The following is a 21352-nucleotide window of genomic DNA, read 5'->3' as shown; positions in this document are numbered from 1 at the left end:
TCCGTAACTTGGCTGATGATTCTGGTGTTTTGATGAAAACCCTACTTTTTAGGTTTTATCATATCATTATGCGTTAATAAACAGCCTATAACACGAGTATGATATTTATTATAAATTACTGTGGTATTATACAGTGTATTTAAATGTATCGCGCTTAGAATAGAGTGCGAGCGTGATTAAGGAAGATATTCACATTGCAACTTTTAGACTATTTAAATGATTCATTTTTAACCTTATCGCAATTGCTTAGCAATTCCCATGTCAGTGAAACACAACTAAGGCAATACCAAGCTCAAGGTGTAATGCCTAAGGCTTCCTACCGATTGAAACTAACCGTGAATTGCGATTCATTTTTTGGTCCTCATGAGCAGAATGACGAAGTTGAATATTATGCAAAAGGCTACACATATTGGCTTGGAACATTGCAGCCGATGTCATCTATTGAAAGTGCTTTTGAGTTATTCTCTTCGCGTTATGAGCAAAAAATCCAAGAATTAAAGCTGCTGGAATATCGTTGTCAAGATCCCAAACTTAACGGTGAGTTAAAGGCACATATTAAGTCGGAATGGCTGCACTTTTTGTCGGGCACTTATGGCCTTTGTACTCGCTCAGGCTTACCTGAAGATATTGCAGCTAAAGAGTTGGCAATAGCACAAATTAATGAATTAACGACGTTTGAATATCTTGATAAAGTACAAATTCTAGCGTTAAAAAAGGCCGTAGATTTGTTAGATGCTGTCAGTTCACAATTTGCACCGCACGAGCGCTCATGCAGTTCTCGCCATCGTTTAATTGATGAAATGAGGCGACGGTATCAACTTGAAGCAAGAAAAAGTTAAATTGTGAATTGAATGTAATTAATTTGTGTTTTAAAATTCGCGACAAAGGAATGTTTTTACTCGGGCTTTATTTATCCTGCCAATAGCCGCCCGAGTATGATGTATAAAGCCATCAGGAGTGTCGGCTACTATGTTTAATAAGAATCCCAATAAAAAACCGTCGTTTAAAATCACCTTGCTTGTAGGTGCTTTAACCACCTTATTATGTGCCTGTGGTGGCAGCGATAGCGCTAGCCCTGTTAAAGAAACTGAGAATAAAAATCCGACTGTGGTGATAACAGGCACATCTGATGTTGAGTCTGGTACTGAAGTGCGTTTAACCAGCACCGCGAGTGACCCCGATGGCAGTATTATCAGTTATCAATGGTCACAAAAGTCAGGGGATATGGTGTTTATGCGCGATAAAGATCAAGCGAATACCACTTTTACCGCACCAGTTGTAGACACAGACACCACCTTAGAGTTTGAACTGGTAGTAACCGATGATAAAGGCGCAAAAGCGACGGATACGGTTAGCATCAAAGTCAAAGGGGCAGTTCAGGTGTCGAGTCATTACGACAGCTGTAACGAACCCTTGGCTTTAAATGTTTTTAAAGTGCGTAACGACACTCTGAGCTTTGGCGCTCTCCTTGCGCTTAAACAGTGGTTGTGTAGCGCGCCAAAGTTCAATAACGCCGAGTTTGCACAGCAGGTTATGACGACATTGTCGCTTGAAGGTAATGAGCAAGATGTTGAGCAGTGGAAAACCGCATATTGTTCTGATGATGATAAAGCGTTTGGTGGTAGCAAGTCTGCCCATGAATTACTTCAGTCGGCAGAAAAAGATGCCGTGGCGAATTGGTCCAGCTGTATTGCGCAACAACAAGCACTGTCATGCTACATGATGGAGGATATAAAGTTACAAGATAGGGAGCTGTATTTAAAATATGGACTTAAACAGGGCAGCAGCCGTTTAATCAACGCTGACATTGTGGCCTCTAATTTATCAACAGTGACCGCGCTTCCCACCACATTAGAAAATAATGGCACTGATATTGTTATAAAACAGCAAGACGCATTGAGTGAAGCTTATTTTGAACTCAGCGGTATGCTGGATAACGACAATGTGTCGTGTACTTATACAAAGCAACCTGTCCATTCTTATGGTGCTGAGTTATGTGAAGTACAAAGATTACGAGCGTTAGAACTAGGCAAAATATCTGAGCGTGAATACATGGGATATAAGGAACAAAATTTTGTTCCTTTATTAGAAGATGGCAAAGCAAAAGCAGTCAAGTGTGTTTTGTAGAGAAACTTAAATGTATAAAGGGGCCACACAATGGGACCCCTAAAATTTCACTAAAAAATACCGGAGTAACCTTGTTCAGTCATGGCTTGGGCATGTTGCTTTAACTTAACAAGGAAGTAGTTCCAAAATGAATAACTCAATAGAACCGTATAAATTTTCGTTACTTGCCGTGACATTTATCACTTTGCTATCGGCTTGCGGTGGTGGCAGTGATAACAGCAGTCCCATTAAAAAAGTTGAAAATAAACGCCCGACTGTGCTGATAACAGGCGCACCTGACGTTGAGTCTGGCACCGAAGTGCGTTTAACCAGCAACGCGAGCGACCCCGATGGCAGCATTGCCAGTTATCAATGGTCACAAAAATCAGGCGAAATGGTGTTTATGCGCGATAAAGATCAAGCGAATACCACTTTTACCGCACCAGTTGTAGACACAGACACCACGCTAGAGTTTGAACTGGTGGTAACCGATAACAAAGGCGCGAAAGCAACGGATACGGTGAGCGTCAAAGTCAAAGGGGCAGTTCAGGTGTCGAGTTATTACGACAGTTGTAACGAGTCTTTGGCTTTAAATGTTTTTAAAGTGCGTAACGAAACTCTGAGCTTTTGGTCCCTCCATGCGCTTAAAGGGTGGTTCTGCAGTGCGCCAAAGTTCAATAACGCCGAGTTTGCACAACAGGTTATGACGACATTGTCGCTTGAAGGTAATGAGCAAGATGTTGAGCAGTGGAAAACCACACATTGCTCTGATGGTGATAGAGCGTTTGGTAGTAGCAAGTCTGCCCATGAATTACTTCAGTCGGCAGAAAAAGATGCCGTGGCGAATTGGTCCAGCTGTATTGCACAACAGCAAGCACTGTCATGCTACATGATACGGGATTCAAAGTTAGAATTTGGGGAGCGGTATTTAAAATATGGTTTTAAGCCAGGCAGTAGCCGTTTAGTCAACGCAGACATTGTGGCCACCAACCTATCAACAGTGACCGCGCTTCCCACCACATTAGAAAATAATGGCACTGATATTGTTATAAAACAGCAAGACGTACTGAGTGAAGCCTCTTTCGAACTCAGCGGTATGCTGGATAACGACAATGTGTCATGTACTTATACAAAGCAACCTATCCATTCTCATGGCGCTGAACTATGCGAAGTACAAAGATTACGAGCGCTAGAACAAGGTAAAATATCTGAGCGTGAATACATCGCTTTGAAAGAAACCGATGATGTTCCCTTACTTGATGGCACAGAGCGTCTACTCAAGTGCGACTTATAGAGAAGCCTAAATTAATAAAAGGGCACACGATTTTGGTGCGCCCCTAATTTTGTACAAAAAATACAGGAGTAACCTTGTTCAGCCATGGCTTGGGCATGTTGCTTTAATTTAACAAGGACTTGGTTCTAAAATGAACAACTCAATAAAACCTTATAAATTTTCGTTACTTACCGTGACGCTCATCACCTTGCTATCGGCCTGTGGCGGCAGTGGCGATAACAATACTACTGTTAAAGAAACTGAGAATAAACACCCGACTGTGGTGATAACAGGTATATCTGAGGTTGAATCGGGCACAGAAGTGCGTTTAACCAGCACAGCGAGCGATCCTGATGGCAGTATTGTTAGCTATCAATGGTCACAAAAGTCAGGCGATATGGTGTTTATGCGCGATAAAGATCAAGCGAATACCACGTTTACCGCACCAGTTGTAGACACAGACACCACACTAGAGTTTGAACTGGTGGTGACCGATAACAAAGGCGCGAAAGCAACGGATACGGTGAGTGTCAAAGTTAAAGGGGCCGTTCAAACACAGAGCCGTTATGCTAGTTGCAACGTTGAATTGGCAAGTAGTGTGTTGGAGACCTATCAACAAACGATGAACTTTGAGTCGAAAATTGCGCTGAAAAAATGGCTATGTAGTGCGCCTGTACAAGAGGGGGATGCGCTTGCAAAAAATGTGCGTGATATATTCTCGCTAGAGGTTAACGATGCAAAACTGAATGGCTGGAAGTCAACCCATTGTTCGGATGAAGACCGCGATTTTGAAGGCAGTAAGTCATCTCATGTTTTACTACAAAACGCCAATGAAAGCGCCTCGACCTCATGGACACAATGTATGCAAAATACCAACGCGCTTGCATGCTACGCCACGCAGGCTGATCGAACTCTCTCCCACAACGCAAGTTCAATTGTGTTTAAAATAGATGTCAAAGCAGAGGGCGGTAAATTACTTAACGCGAATGTTGTGACAACTAACTTAACAGCAGTTGATAGCGTACCAAATGCTTTAGAGACGGGTGAAACGGATCTGCATTTTAAGGTGGATGATGTTACCAGTGAGTCGCACTTTGAGCTAACTGGCAATACTAATAATGAAAATGTGTCTTGCACTTACAGCGTACCAACAAAACCCACTATCGACGCAAGCGCTTGTGAAGTGTTCCGTGCACAATCTTTAGCGCAAGGTAAGCTTTCACAACGAGAATATGATTATTTGAAGGAAAGCGAACAGGTGCCGCTATTCAGCTCTAAAAATGGCACACTGATTGGCAACTATTCCTGCTCACTTTATAGCAACTAATATTCAGCATTAACACCTAATCATTAAAAGGGCACAGTGGCGCGGAGCGCTCACAGTGCCTATAAGTGTTTAGCGTATTAGTGATTCAGGCAGACTATCGCGCAGCGCTAAGCGTTGTCCCATTTCTTGTTCACCACTAGGTGCTAAATAGCCTGATAAAAACCCTTGTGTGACAACGAGCTGGTTTTTACCTTCGCGTTTGGCATCAAGCGTGTTGATTTGCGTGTTGTATAACTGTGCCTTAGCGATTGATGTAGCAACTGAGGCGATGTTATCAAGCGACCCATCTTGTGCGATTAACGCATCTTGTGTGTTGAGATACTGAGCATTTTTCAAAATACCACTTGAAAGTAGTAATGGGTGGTCTTGAGTCACCGTAAGGGTTTTGCCGCTTTGGGTGTGAATAGTGACTACATTGACTTGTTGCACTTGTGCTTTTTTCGCGTCAATAGATACAGTTTCTTCACGATAGTGTAGGTTGTCTAGCGTTGCCTCTTCATCCACCACAACTAGCTGCCGCACTTGTTGGGTATAGGCGTCAAAAACGGATAGTTCGCCGGGAGCGAATAGAAGCTTAGCTGCTAGATTACCACTGGTTGACACACACTCAACAGTTGGTGAGTAACCAAAGGTATTACAGGGGGCCATTTTGATTCTAGGCGCAGCAAACCAATCAGAAAAGTTCTGTCCCTTAGTAAAAACAGGGTAAGTAAGACGTGTGCGGAAGTTTCCATAGTCGTCATTAACATACCAGTCATAAGTTCTTCGGCTGATAAGACTACATCGTAAAGCCCAATTATTTCTACTCAGGGCCTCAAAGAAGTTGAGTGAGTCTTTTGCGCAAAGTTGTTTAATATCTACTAGATCGGATGCTAGAGCATAGTCACTCAATATAAGTAATGAAGCTGTAGCTATAACAAAGCTTTTTTTTATCATAATCAATTCCTTGATTGTTTAGATGGGTTGGAAGGTATAAATACCGTATTTGTTTTATACTTAAATTTAATCGTGAGTAGGGTGAAGTTGCTGCTCCCCAATCATTGTTGCCTGAGACCTCCACCAAGGTGAATGCAGTGATGGCAAGTAACAAATCATCCCAACTCAAATAAAAGCACTATGACTCATCACAGTCACAATGCGTTAAGTGTATTTAGCGCAGTAGCGAGTCAGGCAGATTATCGCGTAGTGCTAAGCGTTGTCCCATTTCTTGTTCACCACTAGGTGCTAAATAGCCTGATAAAAACCCTTGTGTGACAACGAGCTGGTTTTTACCTCCGCGTTTGGCATCAAGCGTGTTGATTTGCGTGTTGTACAACTGTGCTTTGATGGTTGATGTGGTGACTGAGGCGATGTTATCCAAAGAGCCATCTTGCGCGATTAACGCATCTTTTATACTGAGATACTGGGCGTTTTTCAAAATACCATTTGAAAGTAGCAATGGGTGGTCTTGAGTCACAGTGAGGGTTTTCCCGCTTTGGGTTTGAATAGTGAGCACATCGACTTGCTGCACTTGTGCTTTTTTGGCGTTAATTGCGACGTTTTCTTCACGATAATGTAGGTTGTCTAACGTTGCCTCCTCATCCACTACAACCAACTGTTGTACTTGCTGGGTATACGCGTCATAAACCGACAAATCACCAGTAGTGAACAGGAGTTGTGCATTATCAAAACCACTGGTTGATAAACAACTATATGTTTGGTGATGACCATATTTATCACATTTAGCCATTTTTACTCTTGGGGCAGCGAACCAGTCGTCAAAATTACCTGGTTTTGAATATGTGGGGTAATAAGGGCGGGAGCGTCTATTACCATAATCGTCTTGGGTGTAGAAATTATAGGTTCTAGAACTCATATATTTACACCTTAAGGACCAATCATTTCTGCCCAGTGCTTCAAAAGGGGTAAGGGAGTCTTGTATTTCACATCGCTTGTAAAGTTTTATTGGGTCTGTTCCGAATGCTAAAGCGGCATTGCCGAATATAAGTAGTGAAGTTACTGTAATAGAAACAAAGCTTTTTTTTATCATAATCAAGTCCTTGATTGTTGTTTAGGGTTGTAAAAGGTACAAATGTTTCATGTTATTTGTACCTGGATATTGTTATTCTGCGGGGTTAAGTCGCTTTCATTCAGCTTTGGTCAGCTCTGTATTGAATAAGTATATGTAGCTGTAGCAAGTAACGGTTCACCCTACGCGTAAGTAAAGTTCGTAAATGTGCTGAACTCATTAATGCTCTGGGACGCTATTTGTATAGCTAAGCGTTTTCATACTTTCTCCACGATAATGTAGGTTGTCTAACTCCTTTTCATCCACCACAAGCCGTTGTTGCATTGGCTGGTTATAGGCGTCTAAATAGGGGAGTTCACCAGAGGCCAACGGGAGTTGGGCATTAAGATGATTAGAACTAACGGTACAATAAACTCGTTGAGAGTATCCAAAGGTATTACATGGTGCCATTTTTATTCTAGGCGCAGCAAACCAGTCTTCAAAGTCATATCCCTTGGTAAAAACTGGGTAGCTAGGACGCAAGCGTCGATCACCTTCGTTGTTAAAAAGGTAAAATTCATATGTTCGGCGGCTGATATGCCCACACCGTAAAGCCCAGTCATTTCTAGCCAGGGCTTCAAAAAAGTTGAGAGAGTCAGTTTCACAAAGCTTTTTTATTCTGCTAGATGCAGAGTCTGCATATGATAGGTTGCAAATAATGGCCAATGAAGTAGCAAGTAATATTGGGTTATATTTTTTCATCATAGTTCAGTCCTTGATTATTGTTTTGGAAAAAGCATGAATGATTAACGAAGTAACTGTTCAGGCACGTTATCGCGCAGTGCTAAGCGTTGTCCCATTTCTTGCTCACCACTAGGCGCTAAATAGCCGGATAAAAACCCTTGTGTGACAACGAGCTGGTTTTTACCTTCGTGTTTGGCATCAAGTGTGTTGATTTGTGTGTTGTACAACTGTGCTGTAACGGTTGATGTGCTTAATGAGGCGATGTTATCCAAAGAGCCATCTTGTGCGATTAACGCATCTTTTATGCTGAGGTACTGGGCGTTTTTCAAAATACCATTGGAAAGTAGCAGTGGGTGGTCTTGAGTCACCGTGAGGGTTTTACCGCTTTGGGTGTGAATGGTTACCATATCGACTTGTTGCACTTGTGCTTTCGTGGCGTCAATTGAGATGTCTTCTTCTCGATAATGGATGTTGTCTAGCGTCGCTTCATCGTCTACTACAATGAGCTGTTGTACTTGCTGGGTATAGGCGTCGAAAACGGATAGCCTTCCAGGCGCGAACAATAACTGGGCTGCAGCAAATGCATTACTTGACGTACAGCCGTGGGTTTTGGTGTAACCATAAAGTTCACAACTGGCCATTTTTCGTCTTGGCGCTGAAAACCAATCATTGAGGTTGCCTGGCTTAGAGTAAGTTCGATACATTATCTGCCGGCGCATATTTCCAACATCGTCGAATAAATAATAGTCGTACGTTCTTTTTGAAATATAGCCACATCGCAACGACCAATCATTTCGTCCCAACGCTTCGAAAAAAGTCAACTTATCAGCATTGCAGCGCTTTACGATATCTTCGTCACCTTGGGCATATGCATGATTACAAAGTGCGACTAAAAGTGAGGCAAATACAGAAGGGTATAATATTGATTTCATTTGTACTCCTAATTTTTTAATAGACAGTGACTCTGATTGATTCCACCACTGTCCAAAGCGCTATGCCTATGTTTAGTAACGTTCACATGGTGTTGGATATACGGGTCTTGGTGGGTATTCAGGTCGGCCTGGACATGGTTCAGGATCTGGGATTTCGAATATTTTTGATTTACAGATCACATGTTTAGTATATTGCCCTAGATTGCAACTTGCTCCTTTGGCTGTGGGCGCTGAGTATCTTAGCGTTGGGCTACTTGGGTTGTAATAAGCATTATAATATTTAGCAAGTCTAGCCCTACCATTATCATCAGTCATATAATAATCATAGGTCCTCTTAGAGATATGCCCACAGTTATAGGCCCAACTGTTTCTTCCCACTGCACTAAAATATGAGAGGTCGTCATTACGGCAAATTGATGCTGCTTGATCCATTGTGATGGCATAAGTAGGGTTACTCATGGCTAGTAGAGTTATCATTACGGCACTTGGTATTTTTAATATAAATATACTGTTTTTCATTTTTTATTCGCTCATTTTTTATTTTTGATTAGAAGCTAATTTTGGATCCAGTTCTATATGTTTTTTGGAGTGAATAGTTATTAAAAATGTTTTTCATATGCTTTTCATTAACATTATTTAGAGAGTTACCCACTATTTTAAATGTGCCATCTTTTCCATATAAAGGTCGGTCTATTTTGAAGATAATACCGTCTAAAAATTCATCTGAGTAATTAGGGAGTGATGCTAAGTCGTTTTCCGGATCTGGGCCGGGTTCAATACCCACGCCAGGGAAGTTTTGTGCATCTGATTTACAAGTGACGTTTTTAACATTCGTTGGGATTGTGCAGCGAGCTGGGGCTGAACGTGAAGAAGTCGGCGCCATAAACTTCTTGCTAGGCTCGTTCACATAATAATAAGCATTATAAATGACTCTAAATCGAGTGAAGCCTGCGTCTGAATATTTATAATATCGGTAAGTTCTGAGTGTCATGTGCCCACAGTAGAATTCCCATGCGTTTCTGCCAATAGCTTGATCGCGATATAGTACATCGTTTTCGCAAACCTGTTCAGCTTGTTGCATTGTTAATGCATACGAAACGTTATAGGAAAATATAAATGAAGAGATAAATATGGTTTTTATTGTTGTTCTTAAGGTCATTTTATTAATTCTATTTATAGTTTTAAGTTAATGTTTGGTAGTTTATTTTGTGATTTTTAATTAGCTAGTCCAGGTTTTTATGGGTATATATTAGGTCGCGTTTGTAAGTTATTTAATGTGTTATGGAGCAAGCCAGAGTACGTGTGGTAACCTGGTCCCGTATATGAAGGCTTAAATGAACTGCACACGATGCTTTCGGTAAATTCTCTAAGATCGCAACTCGCATTTGCATTCGTCGGAGCTCTAAACTCGAGAAGGTTACTCGGGTTGTAATACGAGCGGTAGAGTACAGCGAGTCGAAGTCGACCCTCATCGTCAACTGTGTGGTAACGCTTATCTCTTTCAGAAATACGATTGCAAGCGAGGTCCCAGTTATTTCGACCCCATGCTTGTGCATGAAGTAACATATCGTTTCGGCAAATTTCCTTATACTGCTCTGCAGTTAGCGAATAGGTATTATGGCTGAACGTAATGAGAGCTGATGCTAAAATAGTACTGATAATAATTGCTATATTATTCATTTTAAATCCATTTAAAAAGGTGCAATATAAATTGCACCATAAACTATATTAGTTGTAATCAGCACAACTATAATAACCAATCATTGTGTTTGTTCGACTAGAGAATAATGGAACTTGGCTAGTCGCTTTTAGATATTCATAATCATAAGCGGTGATTTTGTTCTCGATAAATGATTGTAATCTAAAATCCTCACAGCGTTGCAATTGATCTCTAGGTAAAGCAGTGTCAGCCAAAACAGTACATGTTAGTGCTTCGGTATACTGGTTGTCTGCGCCTAGGCTACAGTCTGCACGTGCATTTGTTGGTGCTCTAAACCAACTATAGAAATCATAAGGCACATGATAGCTATTGTAATTTGGCGTATCTTTTAATGAGCCATCATTGTTATACATATAATCATTATATGTCGCGCGACTAATATGGCCGCATTGGCGAGCCCAATCGTTACGAGCTTTCGCTTGCGAAGCCGTTAGTTTATCGTCTAGTTGACAGCGTTTATCTTTTCTTGAGATATTTGCATCAGCATTAAAGCATAATGCGAGTAAACCCATTAATGTAATAACCTTGACTTTCATTATCCTTCCTTAATTTTCTTAAGTCTTTGTGCTAGTTTGAGTGCATTACTACTGAGCTGCTCAGCCTTTACTAGCGCGAGTTGATCAACATATTCTACAAATTTTGCTTGTTTATCAGTGTAAGTCGCATTTGTTTTATAAGATTCCCATGCTTCTTTGTGATAAACAGCTAACACCATGCCCAATTCGACTTTGTCACCTATCAGTGAACGCTTTAAATCAAGGTCTTGCTCTGCTTTTACGTTGTCATGATAAAGCGCATCCAAGGCAAGTTGTTTTGCATTGTCTAGCTGGGGTGAATTGTATTTGCCAACAAGTACTGTCGTAAGATACTCAATAGCGTCTAGACGTTGTCTTTCTTGAACGAGATCCAGCTCCTTCTCATTCACATCTTTGAGTAAAATCTTGCGGCTAGCCTCAACGAGTTTTGTCTCATACATCAATTGGGCAAGTCTGTCTTTGTCAGCAATACTCATGAGTGGCTTGTTCGATAACTCCATAAATTCTTTAAATTCAGGAGTGACCTTTCTCCATTCAAGTTTATTTTCTTCAATACGGTTTTCACGGATCGTGGTGTCAACCTCATCGCCTGCAACTTCATTATTCAGAGCAAGTGCAGCAGTGGTGTCAGATGTAGACGGCGATTGTGCCACTGTTAACGACTCTGCTTTTTGCACGTTGTTTGGTGTTGAGACCGTATCCGGCGAAACGTCTGTTTCACTACCACTTTTGCCAACGAGAGCAAAAATGACGAGTGCAACAACTGCAACTGCTAATACCTTTACGAGTGATTTCAATGTAACCTCCAATCTAATGAGCAGGCCGAGGCCTGCTCTGATTCAATTAGATCAAATCACTTGGTAGGCTATCGCGTAACAATAATCTGTTTACGTGATTAGCACCGGTATTTTGGTAGTACATTGAGCCAGAAAGGAAGCCTTGTGCTACTACGATTTGACCATTTAGGATCACACCTTCTTCACCGTCTGAATCAGGACGAACGTTGTAAACTTTACCGAAGAACTCGATTTCTTCGATTGATGTGATTTCATCAAAGTCACCGTTTTCAGCAATCAAAGCATCACCGATTTGAATGTCTTCAGCATTTTTCATATGACCTGTAGACAAGATCAATGGGTGGTTCAGAGTTACTTTGATTGAACCGCCATTTTTAGTTTTGATCTCAAGGATACGGTGTACAACGTCTTTGATTGACTCACTGTAAGCGTCAACATTACGTACTGTGTAAGAGATGTTATCTAGGTTTGCGTCGTCATCGAGTGTAACGATGCGGCTTACACGACGAGAGAATGCGTCAAAGATAGCCAACTCGCCTTCTGCGAATAGTAGCTTTTGATCAGGTGTATAACATGAAGAAAGACACGTGATCATTGATGTGTAACCGTTTAGGTTACATGATGCACCTTTAGCCGTTGGTGCACGGAACCAATCGTCAAAGTTACCAGGCTTATAGAAGCTTGGGTAATATACGCGAGAGCGGCGGTTACCCCAGTCATCATTAATGTTGTAGTCGTATGTACGAGCAGAAATGTGCTTACATTGTAGCGCCCAGTCGTTACGGCCAATACCATGGCTTGTGTTGATTGAATCGTCTTCACAACGTTGCTCGATACGAACAGGGTCTAGAGCAAACGCAAAATCAGATACTAGAACTAATGCTGCAGAAGCAGTTAATAATTTAAGTTTCATCTTAAAAGTCCTTTTTAGTTAGTGAATAGTGAACAAGAGTAGTTACCAATTAAACCACCGTGACGGCTGCTAAATAGTGGTACTAGGTCATAATCACGTAGGTAGTTGTAGTCATAAGCTGAGATCTTGCCTTGTGATAGAGATTGCTTTCTGAATACTTCACATGCGTCTGCATCAATAGTGGCTTTCTTGGGTACAGTGTAAGAACAAGACACGTTCTTATAGTCAGTATTACCATTTAAGTCGAAGTAAGCTTCTCTGCTTTTATCGTTAATGGTATATCTGATGTTCGCTTCACCCGGCCATAGTTCTGTAGGTACACGGTTTACCGCGGTCATGTTAGTTCCCACGATATCTGTGTTTTGAACATTACCACTACCGTATTTTACATCGATCTTCATAAGTAAAGAGTCGTGCGTTTCTTTAGCGTAGCAAGATAGTGTATTGTTGTTCTTGTTCTGCATACACTGAGACCAAGCGTTTACGATAGTATCACTCGCTTTTTGAATAAGAACGTGTGAAGCTTTACTTCCCTCATATGACATATCGTCTTGAGAACAGTGCTCTTTTTTCCACTCTTTGACGTTACCGCCGCCACCACCTAGAGAGAAGATACCGATCACGTCTAAAGATAGGTTACCGCCTGCATCACCTTTGCTGTACTCAGAGCTACATACCCACTTTTTAAGTGCAATTTTAGACTCAAAGTTCATGGTTTCTTCGTAGTTATCGAATACACCGCCAGCTAGAATAGCATTACAGCTCTCATATTGATCTGCCGCTTGTGCAGAGATTGATGCTGCTACAGAAGATAATAAAAGTGGTAAAATATAACGTTTGTTTTTCACGATTAATTTCCATTTATAAAGTTAAAATTCAAATGTCGTACATCTTTTTTATTTTAATGCCGACATCCTTGATTTCCTTGTTGTCTTTTCTGTCGGATTATAATCTTTTTTGTTGGTTTATAATCTTTAGAAAAAGCCAACGTTTAAGATGGTAACTATGTGTTTTTGTTTTGGCAACATGGTTTTTTTAATGTTTTTATGTTTGTTTTGTTTTTTAATATTTTTATATGGTTGCTTTTTCTTCTTGCTTTTTGCAATATTGTGATTTATGGGGTTTTTTGATTTTCAGTTGGTTGGTTTTTTTGATTATTTTTTATTGTTGTTATTTTTGCGTTATTTGACTTTCTTGTTTTTTGAACTTCTTTGTTTATAAAATTGGAAGTAAAAAGCAACTATTTTTTTTGGTTTTTTCTCGTTTACTTATTCTGTATTGTTTTTTTGTCTAAGTGATGGTTTATTTGTGCGGTGTAAAGGCTGTTTATGTTTCAGTTTTATTTTTCATTGGTTTTTTAATGGGGTTTTTTAAGGGGGGTATATTGAGTTAAACTCTATTGGTGTGGCGTGGGTTTTGAAATGAAGCTTTAAAAATGTCATTTTTAAAGATAATGATAGGTACGGTTTATAAAAAATTATCTACAAACCTTTTGCCAACTTTTTGAAGTTGATTCGTCATATTTTTATTTATAAGAATCTTTGAATGGGGCTGTAGGTTAGATTTATCATAGATAAGCCCAGTAAATGCTTACGTCGCTCATTTAATAAGATGAGATCCTAAAACAAGCTGAGAATGACCAAATTGGCTCGACTTTGAGATCAAGTAGAATGATAACAGTAGTCAGAAAAACCTTTTGCCATTCCAATGAAAGTTAGGATCTCCTAAACGATTTGCATTGAGCAAGTGGTGGGTTTATCACCTTCTTACATCAAACTAAATCAAATCATCGGGTATGTTATCACGTAGTAAGTACTTGTTTACGTGGTTTAATCCGGTATTTTGGTAGTACATAGATCCTGATAAGAAGCCTTGTGCTACAACAATTTGACCATTCAAAATAACGCTATGTTCACCATTTGAATTTGGTTCTACATTATAGACCTTTCCGAAGAACTCGATTTCTTCAATTGAAGTGATTTCGTCAAAGTCACCGCTCTCAGCGATTAGTGAGTCGCCAATTTGAATGTCTTCGGCGTTTCTCATTTGCCCTGTAGATAAAATCAGAGGGTGATTTGGTGTGACTTTTAAAGAACCACCACTTTTTGTTTTGATGACTAAGATATCATGCATTACATCAACAAGAGATTCACTATATGCGTTAAGATCCCTTACCGTATAAGTAATATTATTGAGGCTTGCGTCATCGCCTAAAGTAACAATCTTACTTACCTTTCTTGTGAAGGCATCAAAAATTGCAAGCTCCCCTTCTGCGAACAATAGTTTTTGATCTGGTGTATAGCAAGATGCCTCACACTCCACGCGGGCGAAGTAGCCACTTTTTATAGTGCAAGAAGCATTTTTTGTGGTTGGCGCGATCCACCCCTGATTATAATCCCACCCTTTTATAAATGTTAAATAAGTAGGTCTCGTTCGTTGATTTCCATAATCATCAATCATATAAAAATTATGAGTTCTTGCAGAAATAACCCCACACCTTAGAGACCAATCGTTGCGGCCCTTAGCTTGAGCAACATTGAGAGAGTCAGATTCACATCTTTTTTTAATACCTACCATGTTGGCTTCGGCTACCATGCTCGTCAAAAGCATTGTTGTTGCTGATAATACAAATAGCTTTAATTTCATCTTAATTTCCTTATTGTATGAAGATTTCACAGGCAAACATGCCTATAAGGCGACCATCCACATAATCGAACAAAGGCACCTTGTTATGTTCTTTCATAAATTCGTATTCACGTACTGAGATTTTTTCTTGTACTAAAGATTGCTTGCGGAAGACTTCGCATGCAGCTCTTTCAATTGTGGGTCGAGAAGGAACTGAATAGGAGCAAGACACAGGTCCATTATCATTGCTACCAATTATTTCAAAATATGATCCAACGTTTTTATCATCGATTTGATAGCGAATGCTGGTGACACCTTGCTCAACGGTGTTTGGTGTATCAGCTTCTGGCGTGAGGTTATTCGTACGAGTCGTGACATCTACTAAGCCGCCAGCAATAGACTTTGCATTAATATTCATGACAAGTACGTCACCAGCTTGCTCAGCATGACATGTAAGCGATGTGCTGTTTACGTCTTGCATACATTGAGACCATGCAGACACTGTGCTTATACTTGCTGATTGAATTAACGCATGGGTTGCTTGACTGCCCTCGTATGCGCTGTCGTCAGCTGAACAATTGTTTGCTTTCCATTTGTTCAGGCCGCCAACATGACCATCTACAGAAAAAATACGAGCGACGTCTTTCGCTAAATTTCGAGCTGAATCATCTGAGCTAAAATCAGAACTGCATACCCACTTCTTTAGTGCGATTTTTGTTCTGAATTCCATCGTGTTTTCGTAAACATTCAAAGCATTATGAGCGAGAATTGCGCTACAGCTCTCGTATTGTTCGGTAGCCGATGCTTGAATTGAAGCCGCAGCACAAGTTAGCGCAAACGGAATAATATAGCATTTGTTTTTCACTTTTAATTTCCATTTAAATAATTAAATAAAATGCCTTAACTATTTTATTTTTAGTTTCGACATCCTTGATTATAAAGTTGGGTTTTTGTTTTTATAACATACAAAGTCCACCCAACTGTTTCGATGTTAACCACTAGTATCTGAATTGGCAACATCGTGTTTTTTGTGTTTCTCCTCCATTATTTCGATTTTTATTTTAAATCTTTTTGTTGGTTTTTTTGATGTTTTTGCAATGTTGTGGTTTTTTGGTGATTTATTTTTTTAAGTTGCTGATAGGTTGGGATATTTTTTAATGTTTTTATTTTTTGTTTAATATTATTTATCTCGACTGCATGCTTTTTATTTATACTGATTAAACAATAATTTTTTAAAATGGAGTGAACTTTTTTGTTCTCTCCATTGAGGCGAGTGTTGAACGGCTATGTACGCAGTAATTGGACAAACTTGTTCAAGTCTTGTTCGTTGTAAGTAAAGCCATCACGACAGTTAGCATGAAGTATTGAGGCATTATCCATGTCAAAATAGTCAAAAAGCTTTACAAAGAAACCTTCTAGAATAGGACACATTTGGGGTTGTGAAGAGGTAGTAATTACAAAACCTCGCTTATTCTTTAAGCCTTTACCAATGGGTTTAACTTGTGGGTTTTCAGTTAATTCGGTCATACGGTCAATAAAGCGTTTCATATTTGAAGTAACGCTGTGCCAGTAATTTGGAGATGCGAAAATGATATTTTGTGCCCAGTCAAGTGTTTCAGCAATGGCATAGAAGTCATCATATGGATAGTCATTCGCGTAGTTATAATCTTGATAGGTAAGCTTATCTAGCTCAATGACTTTTACTTTGCCCTCATCAAGCTGCGTTTGAACCTGCCGTAAGAGTTTATAAGTATTACCTTGTTGGTCGGCGCTTGAAAATAAAATAACAGTGTTTTGCATATTGTACTCCTTTGAATATGCAAGCAAGGTTAAAAGCTTAAGCTAGGTTGAGGTAAAGAGCTGTTTTATTTTTTCAAAAATTAATAGGGACAAGTTTTAAATCTATTCACCAGATCAACGAGGTATGTTTTACTTGTTAGTAGGTGTTAAAAATGAAAACTAAGGCTCAAATGCTCAGAATTACATTAGAACAATGGCGCATGTTTCGCATGGTGGCAGAACATGGTGGCTTCAACCAAGCAGCTGAAAAAATTCATAAAAGCCAGTCGAGTATTCATAATGCAGTGAGCAAGATTGAGCAGTCGCTCGGTGTAAAAGTCTTTTTCGTTGAAGGGAGAAAAACCAAGCTAACGCCATCGGGTGAAATGTTGTTAAGGCGTGCTAATTATTTATTGGATGAAGCACAAAAAGTGGAGGCAATTGGTCATACGCTATCGGCAGGCATTGAAACCGCATTGCGTATAGCAGTGGATGAGGTTTTCCCGCATGCTATTTTGTATCAAGCATTAGAAGCTACTTCTTTGCAATATCCATTGCTGAGAATTGAGTTGATGGAGTCTGTTTTAACGGGAGCACACGAGTTGATAGAAAATGATCGCGCTGATATTGCCATTTCTCCGATTAACTTGGTCGAGGGGTTTAATGAGCAGCTATGTCAAATTGAGTTTACCCCTGTATCGAGCCCAGATCATCCATTACAAAAGTTAAATAGAGAACTTACCCTAGAAGATATTAAAGCATTTAGGCAAATCGTGATCCGAGACTCGGCACATAGTAAGAATACTGATTCAGGCTGGCTTGGCGCAAACCAACGTTGGACCGTCAGTCATTTGAAAACGTCTATTGACATGATAAGCAACGGGCTAGGCTTTGCTTGGTTACCTGTAAGCTCGATAAAAACGCATCTAGACGCTGGTAAACTCAAAGAACTACCGCTCAATAGAGACACTACGCGCACCACTCCTTTATATTTGGTGTATAAAGATGATGATCGTTTAGGCCCCGCTGCGCGAGTCTTTATCGATGTATTGCGGTCGTTATGTTAGTAGAGCAATTGTGAGTACTACTCTCACGCGTTAATTTATAAATAGTAAGCAAACTAAGCGCTTACAAATGATTTGAATAAGAAAGGAAGTAAACCCAATGATAGATTTTCGTTCAGATACCGTGACCCAACCATGCCAAGAAATGCGCCTGTTAATGAGTAATGCCAAAGTGGGTGATGACGTATATGGCGATGACCCAACGGTAAACGAGCTTGAACAGTGGGCAGCAAAACGTCATGGATTTGCCGCGAGTTTATTTGTAAGTTCAGGTACACAGGCTAATTTACTGGGCATCTTAAGCCATTGTGAAAGGGGTGATGAGTACTTGTGTGGACAAAATGCACATAACTATCGTTGCGAGGCCGGTGGCGCTGCGGTACTTGGATCGGTTCAACCTCAACCCATAGAAAACGAAGCTGATGGTTCATTGTGTTTTAAAAAACTCGCAGCTGCCATTAAACCTGATGATAGTCATTTTGCTCGTACCAAGTTACTCAGCCTAGAAAACACCATTGGTGGAAAAGTGCTGAGCATACAGTACATGGCTCAAGCAAGAAAATTCACCCAAGAAAATAATCTAGCATTACATCTAGATGGTGCCCGTGTATACAACGCGGCTGTTGCGCTCAATGTTGATATTACAGAGATCAGCAAACATTTTGATTCAATGACAATTTGTTTATCTAAAGGGTTGGGAGCGCCAGTGGGCTCTTTACTGTTAGGTGATGAAACATTTATTAAAAAAGCGCGCAGGCTGCGAAAAATGCTCGGTGGTGGCATGCGCCAAGCGGGTATTTTGGCTGCGGCGGGTAGCTATGCGTTAACGCACAATGTTGCTCGCTTAGCTGAAGATCATGACAATGCGCAGTATTTAGCACACCAACTGAATAAATTGTCAGGGTTTAGTTGTGACAATTACCCTGTTCACACCAATATTGTGATGGTAGATATTGACCAAAGTATTGATATTAAGCGCATAAGTGAACAATTGAAAGAGCAAGATATTGTGATCACACCCGGTTATCAGGGAATGCGTTTTGTGACGCATAAAGACATTAGCAGAGAAGATATTGATATGCTGATCCAAGCCTTAACAAGGTTGGTTGAGTAGCAATTCATTGTAAGGAGCACAAGATGAAAATAATGGGATCGCTGCTAGTTTGTGTAGCAGCCTTTTTGACTAATGCTGCAGAAGCTGCCCAATCTAGCGGACGCTATTTAAGCGCAGATGAGTCAGATCCTAACAAACAGGGCTGGATGGTTGGCTTCCCACCTGCTAGCGATAAGCTAATATCGCATCCACAAACAAACTATTTTAGTTTTCCAAAATTACGTTGGACGGTTTGTCATATCCGAGAGTTTTTGCCAACAAAACAGGTGAGTAGGGGGTTAAGTGCGCCATTGCCTTTAGCCTATTCTTTGGACGACAGCATAGACTCACTAACATTTACGCCCACAAATGCAAACAAGCCCATGACTTGGCGTGACTCCCTTAAAGCAAATTACACCGATGGTATTTTGGTTTTACACAAGGGCAAAGTTGTTTATGAGCAGTATTTTGGGTGCTTAAATGAACAGAGCAAGCATGCGGCGATGTCGATGACAAAATCTTTAACGGGCTTATTGGCGGAAATTCTTATTGCACAGGGTAAACTGAACGAGCATGCTAAAGTGACAGAGATTGTTCCAGAACTTAAAGGTAGCGCATTTGCCAGTGCCACGGTTAGGCAGGTAATGGATATGACCACAGCGTTAGATTACAGTGAAAACTATGCCGATCCAAAAGCCGATATTTGGCAATACTCCGCAGCTGCGAACCCTTTGCCAAAGCCAAAAATGTATCAAGGCCCCAATGGCTATTTTGAGTACCTGCAGGAAGTTAAACAACAAGGTCAGCACGGCAAAGTATTTGGCTATAAAACTGTCAATACGGATGCATTGGGTTGGATTATCTCTCGTGCAACGGGTAAAGACACTGCGCAATTATTATCTGAGAACATTTGGCAAAAAATTGGTGCGGAGCAAGATGCTTACATGACTATCGATTCTAAAGGAACGCCCTTTGCCGGAGGAGGTTTGAGTGCAGGGTTAAGAGATCTAGGCAGGGTAGGCCTGCTGATGTTGAATGAGGGTACGCTTAACGGTCAACCAATATTTCCCAGCAAGGTAGTAGATAGTATTGTGCAAGGAGGTGATAAAGACGCATTTAGCCAAGCTGGGTATCAGTCTCTTAAAGGAGGCAGTTACCGTAGCATGTGGTGGATATTAAACAATAAACACGGCGCTTATGCCGCCAGAGGCGTGCATGGGCAAACCATCTACATCGACCCTGCCGCACAAATGGTGATTGTGCGCTTTGCGTCTTTCCCAGTGGCAAAAAATGCGCAGATCGATCCTACGTCATTACCAGCGTATCAGGCATTGGCCGAATACCTGATGACAAAACCTTAATCATCAAAAAGCCAAGGGGGCGTGTTGCTCTTTAAAGAATACATACAGTAAAGATCAACACACCCTAGTTAATTAATGGGCTCGTAATTTTCATGGTTTGTTTGTTTTTTCAGGCAATAGGCGAAGTTGTAAAAAACCAAATATTCCTACCATCAATGCAATAACTAACGCAGCGGAAATACCTAAATCAGTTGTGACCCATATGTTAAAGCATACTAATCCAAGGGTAGCCAGTACCCATATAAAGTCTCCAAGACAAAAATAGCCAATCAGTAATGCAGAAGGGGACGCTTTTAAAGAGGCCCATATGAGGTGCAAGCCATTAAATAATAGAATGCCCCCTAAGCCAATTAGCGCCAGGGTGGGAGGGCCTAATTCAGCACCAAGAAAGTTCGACACCGAGTGAGGGTACAGCAAAAATATGATCGCAAAGCTCGCACAACTGAGTGCATTGGCGCGCATAACAGACTTAAGCGTGAACATAGTAAACACCTTATGTATACTTGGTTGACATAAGAATATCGATGAGACCCCACTATGTCAACAAGGTTGACAATTTCTGGTATGCCCATGGTTGCCAGTCAGTCACTACAGCTAGTTAAAAGTGCATCTCTAGTGCATGATGTTATGACAAACTATTTATCTCACCAATTGCTTGCTAAGGGCTATGAACATGCTACCCCATCGGCGCTGATGTTTTTGGGGACGTTAGAGTGCGCAGATAACTATGCCTCACAAATAGCCAGAAATTTAGGTGTTTCAAGGCAAATGGTAGCAAAATTTGTAAAGAGCATGTGTTCGGCTGGTTACTTGGAACAATTGGAAGGTATAGGTAAGCAAAAGCGTATTGTATTTACAGCACTTGGTGAGCAGCTTATGTCCGAAGCGCGTATTTGTTTAAGTGACTTTGATCACTTATTACAAAAGAGTTTGGGTGCTGAGCGGCTTGATAAAACGTTAGAGAACTTAAAAGAGATACATCAGGTGATGGCTAGTTTGAGTGGAGAATAATTGTTAAGAACCCACTTATGAGGATAAAAAGCCGCAGGTCCGGCTTTTTATCCTAAACCAAGTGCACGAAGAGTCAGTGTTGAT

General features: G+C 40.6%; 23 protein-coding genes. 8 read left to right on the top strand and 15 right to left on the bottom strand.

Going from position 1 to position 21352, the window contains the following annotated elements; genetic code table 11:
• Positions 1–194 precede the first annotated feature (194 nt).
• From ACW689_RS04640 to ACW689_RS04625, 4 genes are all read left to right on the top strand, one after another.
• On the top strand, positions 195–839 hold the full coding sequence (locus ACW689_RS04640; protein WP_476288798.1) for a DUF6058 family natural product biosynthesis protein: 645 nt from the start codon (positions 195–197) through the stop codon (positions 837–839).
• A gap of 130 nt (positions 840–969) precedes the next feature.
• The gene (locus ACW689_RS04635; RefSeq protein WP_476288796.1) at positions 970–2127 is read left to right on the top strand and encodes a PKD domain-containing protein; all 1158 of its coding nucleotides are present in this window, start codon (positions 970–972) and stop codon (positions 2125–2127) included.
• Between the two features lie 127 nt (positions 2128–2254).
• Positions 2255–3400 (top strand): PKD domain-containing protein, encoded by a 1146-nt coding sequence (locus ACW689_RS04630; RefSeq protein ID WP_476288793.1) that lies wholly within the window; start codon positions 2255–2257, stop codon positions 3398–3400.
• Between the two features lie 130 nt (positions 3401–3530).
• Positions 3531–4706, top strand: a complete 1176-nt coding sequence (locus ACW689_RS04625; protein ID WP_476288790.1) for a PKD domain-containing protein — start codon at positions 3531–3533, stop codon at positions 4704–4706.
• A 69-nt stretch (positions 4707–4775) separates the two neighbouring features.
• Here the strand turns inward: ACW689_RS04625 and ACW689_RS04620 are convergent, their stop codons facing one another.
• The 14 genes from ACW689_RS04620 to ACW689_RS04555 all read right to left on the bottom strand — a co-directional run bounded on the left by ACW689_RS04620 (position 4776) and on the right by ACW689_RS04555 (position 16760).
• The gene (locus ACW689_RS04620) at positions 4776–5642 is read right to left on the bottom strand and encodes a Hint domain-containing protein (RefSeq protein ID WP_476288788.1); all 867 of its coding nucleotides are present in this window, start codon (positions 5640–5642) and stop codon (positions 4776–4778) included.
• Between the two features lie 214 nt (positions 5643–5856).
• Positions 5857–6561: a Hint domain-containing protein gene (locus tag ACW689_RS04615; RefSeq protein WP_476288786.1), complete on the bottom strand. Its 705-nt coding sequence runs from the start codon at positions 6559–6561 to the stop codon at positions 5857–5859.
• Positions 6562–6933: 372 nt separating this feature from the next.
• Positions 6934–7458, bottom strand: coding sequence for a hypothetical protein (locus ACW689_RS04610; RefSeq protein WP_476288784.1), 525 nt, complete (start codon positions 7456–7458; stop codon positions 6934–6936).
• A gap of 41 nt (positions 7459–7499) precedes the next feature.
• A complete protein-coding gene (locus ACW689_RS04605) occupies positions 7500–8369 on the bottom strand; it encodes a hypothetical protein (protein ID WP_476288782.1) in 870 nt (289 codons plus the stop codon).
• Positions 8370–8441: 72 nt separating this feature from the next.
• Positions 8442–8846, bottom strand: coding sequence for a hypothetical protein (locus ACW689_RS04600; RefSeq protein ID WP_476288780.1), 405 nt, complete (start codon positions 8844–8846; stop codon positions 8442–8444).
• Between the two features lie 70 nt (positions 8847–8916).
• Positions 8917–9450: a hypothetical protein gene (locus ACW689_RS04595; RefSeq protein ID WP_476288778.1), complete on the bottom strand. Its 534-nt coding sequence runs from the start codon at positions 9448–9450 to the stop codon at positions 8917–8919.
• A gap of 155 nt (positions 9451–9605) precedes the next feature.
• Entirely contained in the window at positions 9606–10049 is a 444-nt protein-coding gene (locus ACW689_RS04590; protein WP_476288776.1) for a hypothetical protein, read from the bottom strand.
• A gap of 48 nt (positions 10050–10097) precedes the next feature.
• Positions 10098–10625 (bottom strand): hypothetical protein, encoded by a 528-nt coding sequence (locus tag ACW689_RS04585; protein ID WP_476288774.1) that lies wholly within the window; start codon positions 10623–10625, stop codon positions 10098–10100.
• Positions 10625–11422, bottom strand: a complete 798-nt coding sequence (locus ACW689_RS04580) for a hypothetical protein (RefSeq protein WP_476288772.1) — start codon at positions 11420–11422, stop codon at positions 10625–10627. The genes ACW689_RS04585 and ACW689_RS04580 overlap by 1 nt, the downstream gene beginning before the upstream one ends.
• 46 nt (positions 11423–11468) lie before the next feature.
• Entirely contained in the window at positions 11469–12335 is an 867-nt protein-coding gene (locus tag ACW689_RS04575) for a Hint domain-containing protein (protein ID WP_476288770.1), read from the bottom strand.
• 14 nt (positions 12336–12349) lie between these two features.
• Complete coding sequence (locus ACW689_RS04570) at positions 12350–13183, bottom strand: hypothetical protein (protein ID WP_476288768.1); 834 nt, start codon at positions 13181–13183, stop codon at positions 12350–12352.
• A 928-nt stretch (positions 13184–14111) separates the two neighbouring features.
• Positions 14112–14981 carry a Hint domain-containing protein gene (locus tag ACW689_RS04565; protein ID WP_476288766.1) on the bottom strand — a complete coding sequence of 290 codons (870 nt, stop codon included), beginning with the start codon at positions 14979–14981 and terminating at the stop codon, positions 14112–14114.
• A gap of 10 nt (positions 14982–14991) precedes the next feature.
• The gene (locus tag ACW689_RS04560) at positions 14992–15825 is read right to left on the bottom strand and encodes a hypothetical protein (RefSeq protein WP_476288764.1); all 834 of its coding nucleotides are present in this window, start codon (positions 15823–15825) and stop codon (positions 14992–14994) included.
• 419 nt (positions 15826–16244) lie between these two features.
• A complete protein-coding gene (locus ACW689_RS04555; protein ID WP_476288762.1) occupies positions 16245–16760 on the bottom strand; it encodes a flavodoxin family protein in 516 nt (171 codons plus the stop codon).
• Between the two features lie 170 nt (positions 16761–16930).
• Here ACW689_RS04555 and ACW689_RS04550 point away from each other — a divergent pair, with 170 nt between their 5' ends.
• From ACW689_RS04550 to ACW689_RS04540, 3 genes are all read left to right on the top strand, one after another.
• Positions 16931–17806 (top strand): LysR family transcriptional regulator, encoded by an 876-nt coding sequence (locus ACW689_RS04550; RefSeq protein ID WP_476288997.1) that lies wholly within the window; start codon positions 16931–16933, stop codon positions 17804–17806.
• 97 nt (positions 17807–17903) lie between these two features.
• Positions 17904–18917 (top strand): low-specificity L-threonine aldolase, encoded by a 1014-nt coding sequence (ltaE, locus tag ACW689_RS04545; protein WP_476288760.1) that lies wholly within the window; start codon positions 17904–17906, stop codon positions 18915–18917.
• A gap of 23 nt (positions 18918–18940) precedes the next feature.
• Complete coding sequence (locus ACW689_RS04540; RefSeq protein ID WP_476288758.1) at positions 18941–20257, top strand: serine hydrolase domain-containing protein; 1317 nt, start codon at positions 18941–18943, stop codon at positions 20255–20257.
• A 90-nt stretch (positions 20258–20347) separates the two neighbouring features.
• On the opposite strand, the gene ACW689_RS04535 is transcribed toward ACW689_RS04540, so the two are convergent.
• Positions 20348–20740 (bottom strand): hypothetical protein, encoded by a 393-nt coding sequence (locus tag ACW689_RS04535; RefSeq protein ID WP_476288756.1) that lies wholly within the window; start codon positions 20738–20740, stop codon positions 20348–20350.
• 54 nt (positions 20741–20794) lie between these two features.
• Between ACW689_RS04535 and ACW689_RS04530 the strand changes: the two genes are divergently transcribed.
• Entirely contained in the window at positions 20795–21268 is a 474-nt protein-coding gene (locus tag ACW689_RS04530; protein ID WP_476288754.1) for a MarR family transcriptional regulator, read from the top strand.
• The last annotated feature ends 84 nt before the right edge of the window (positions 21269–21352 follow it).

This window comes from Pseudoalteromonas sp. ABE4_541, assembly GCF_056312285.1.
Note: the sequence above shows the minus strand (reverse complement) of the source record. Positions and strands in the feature narration are given on the sequence as shown.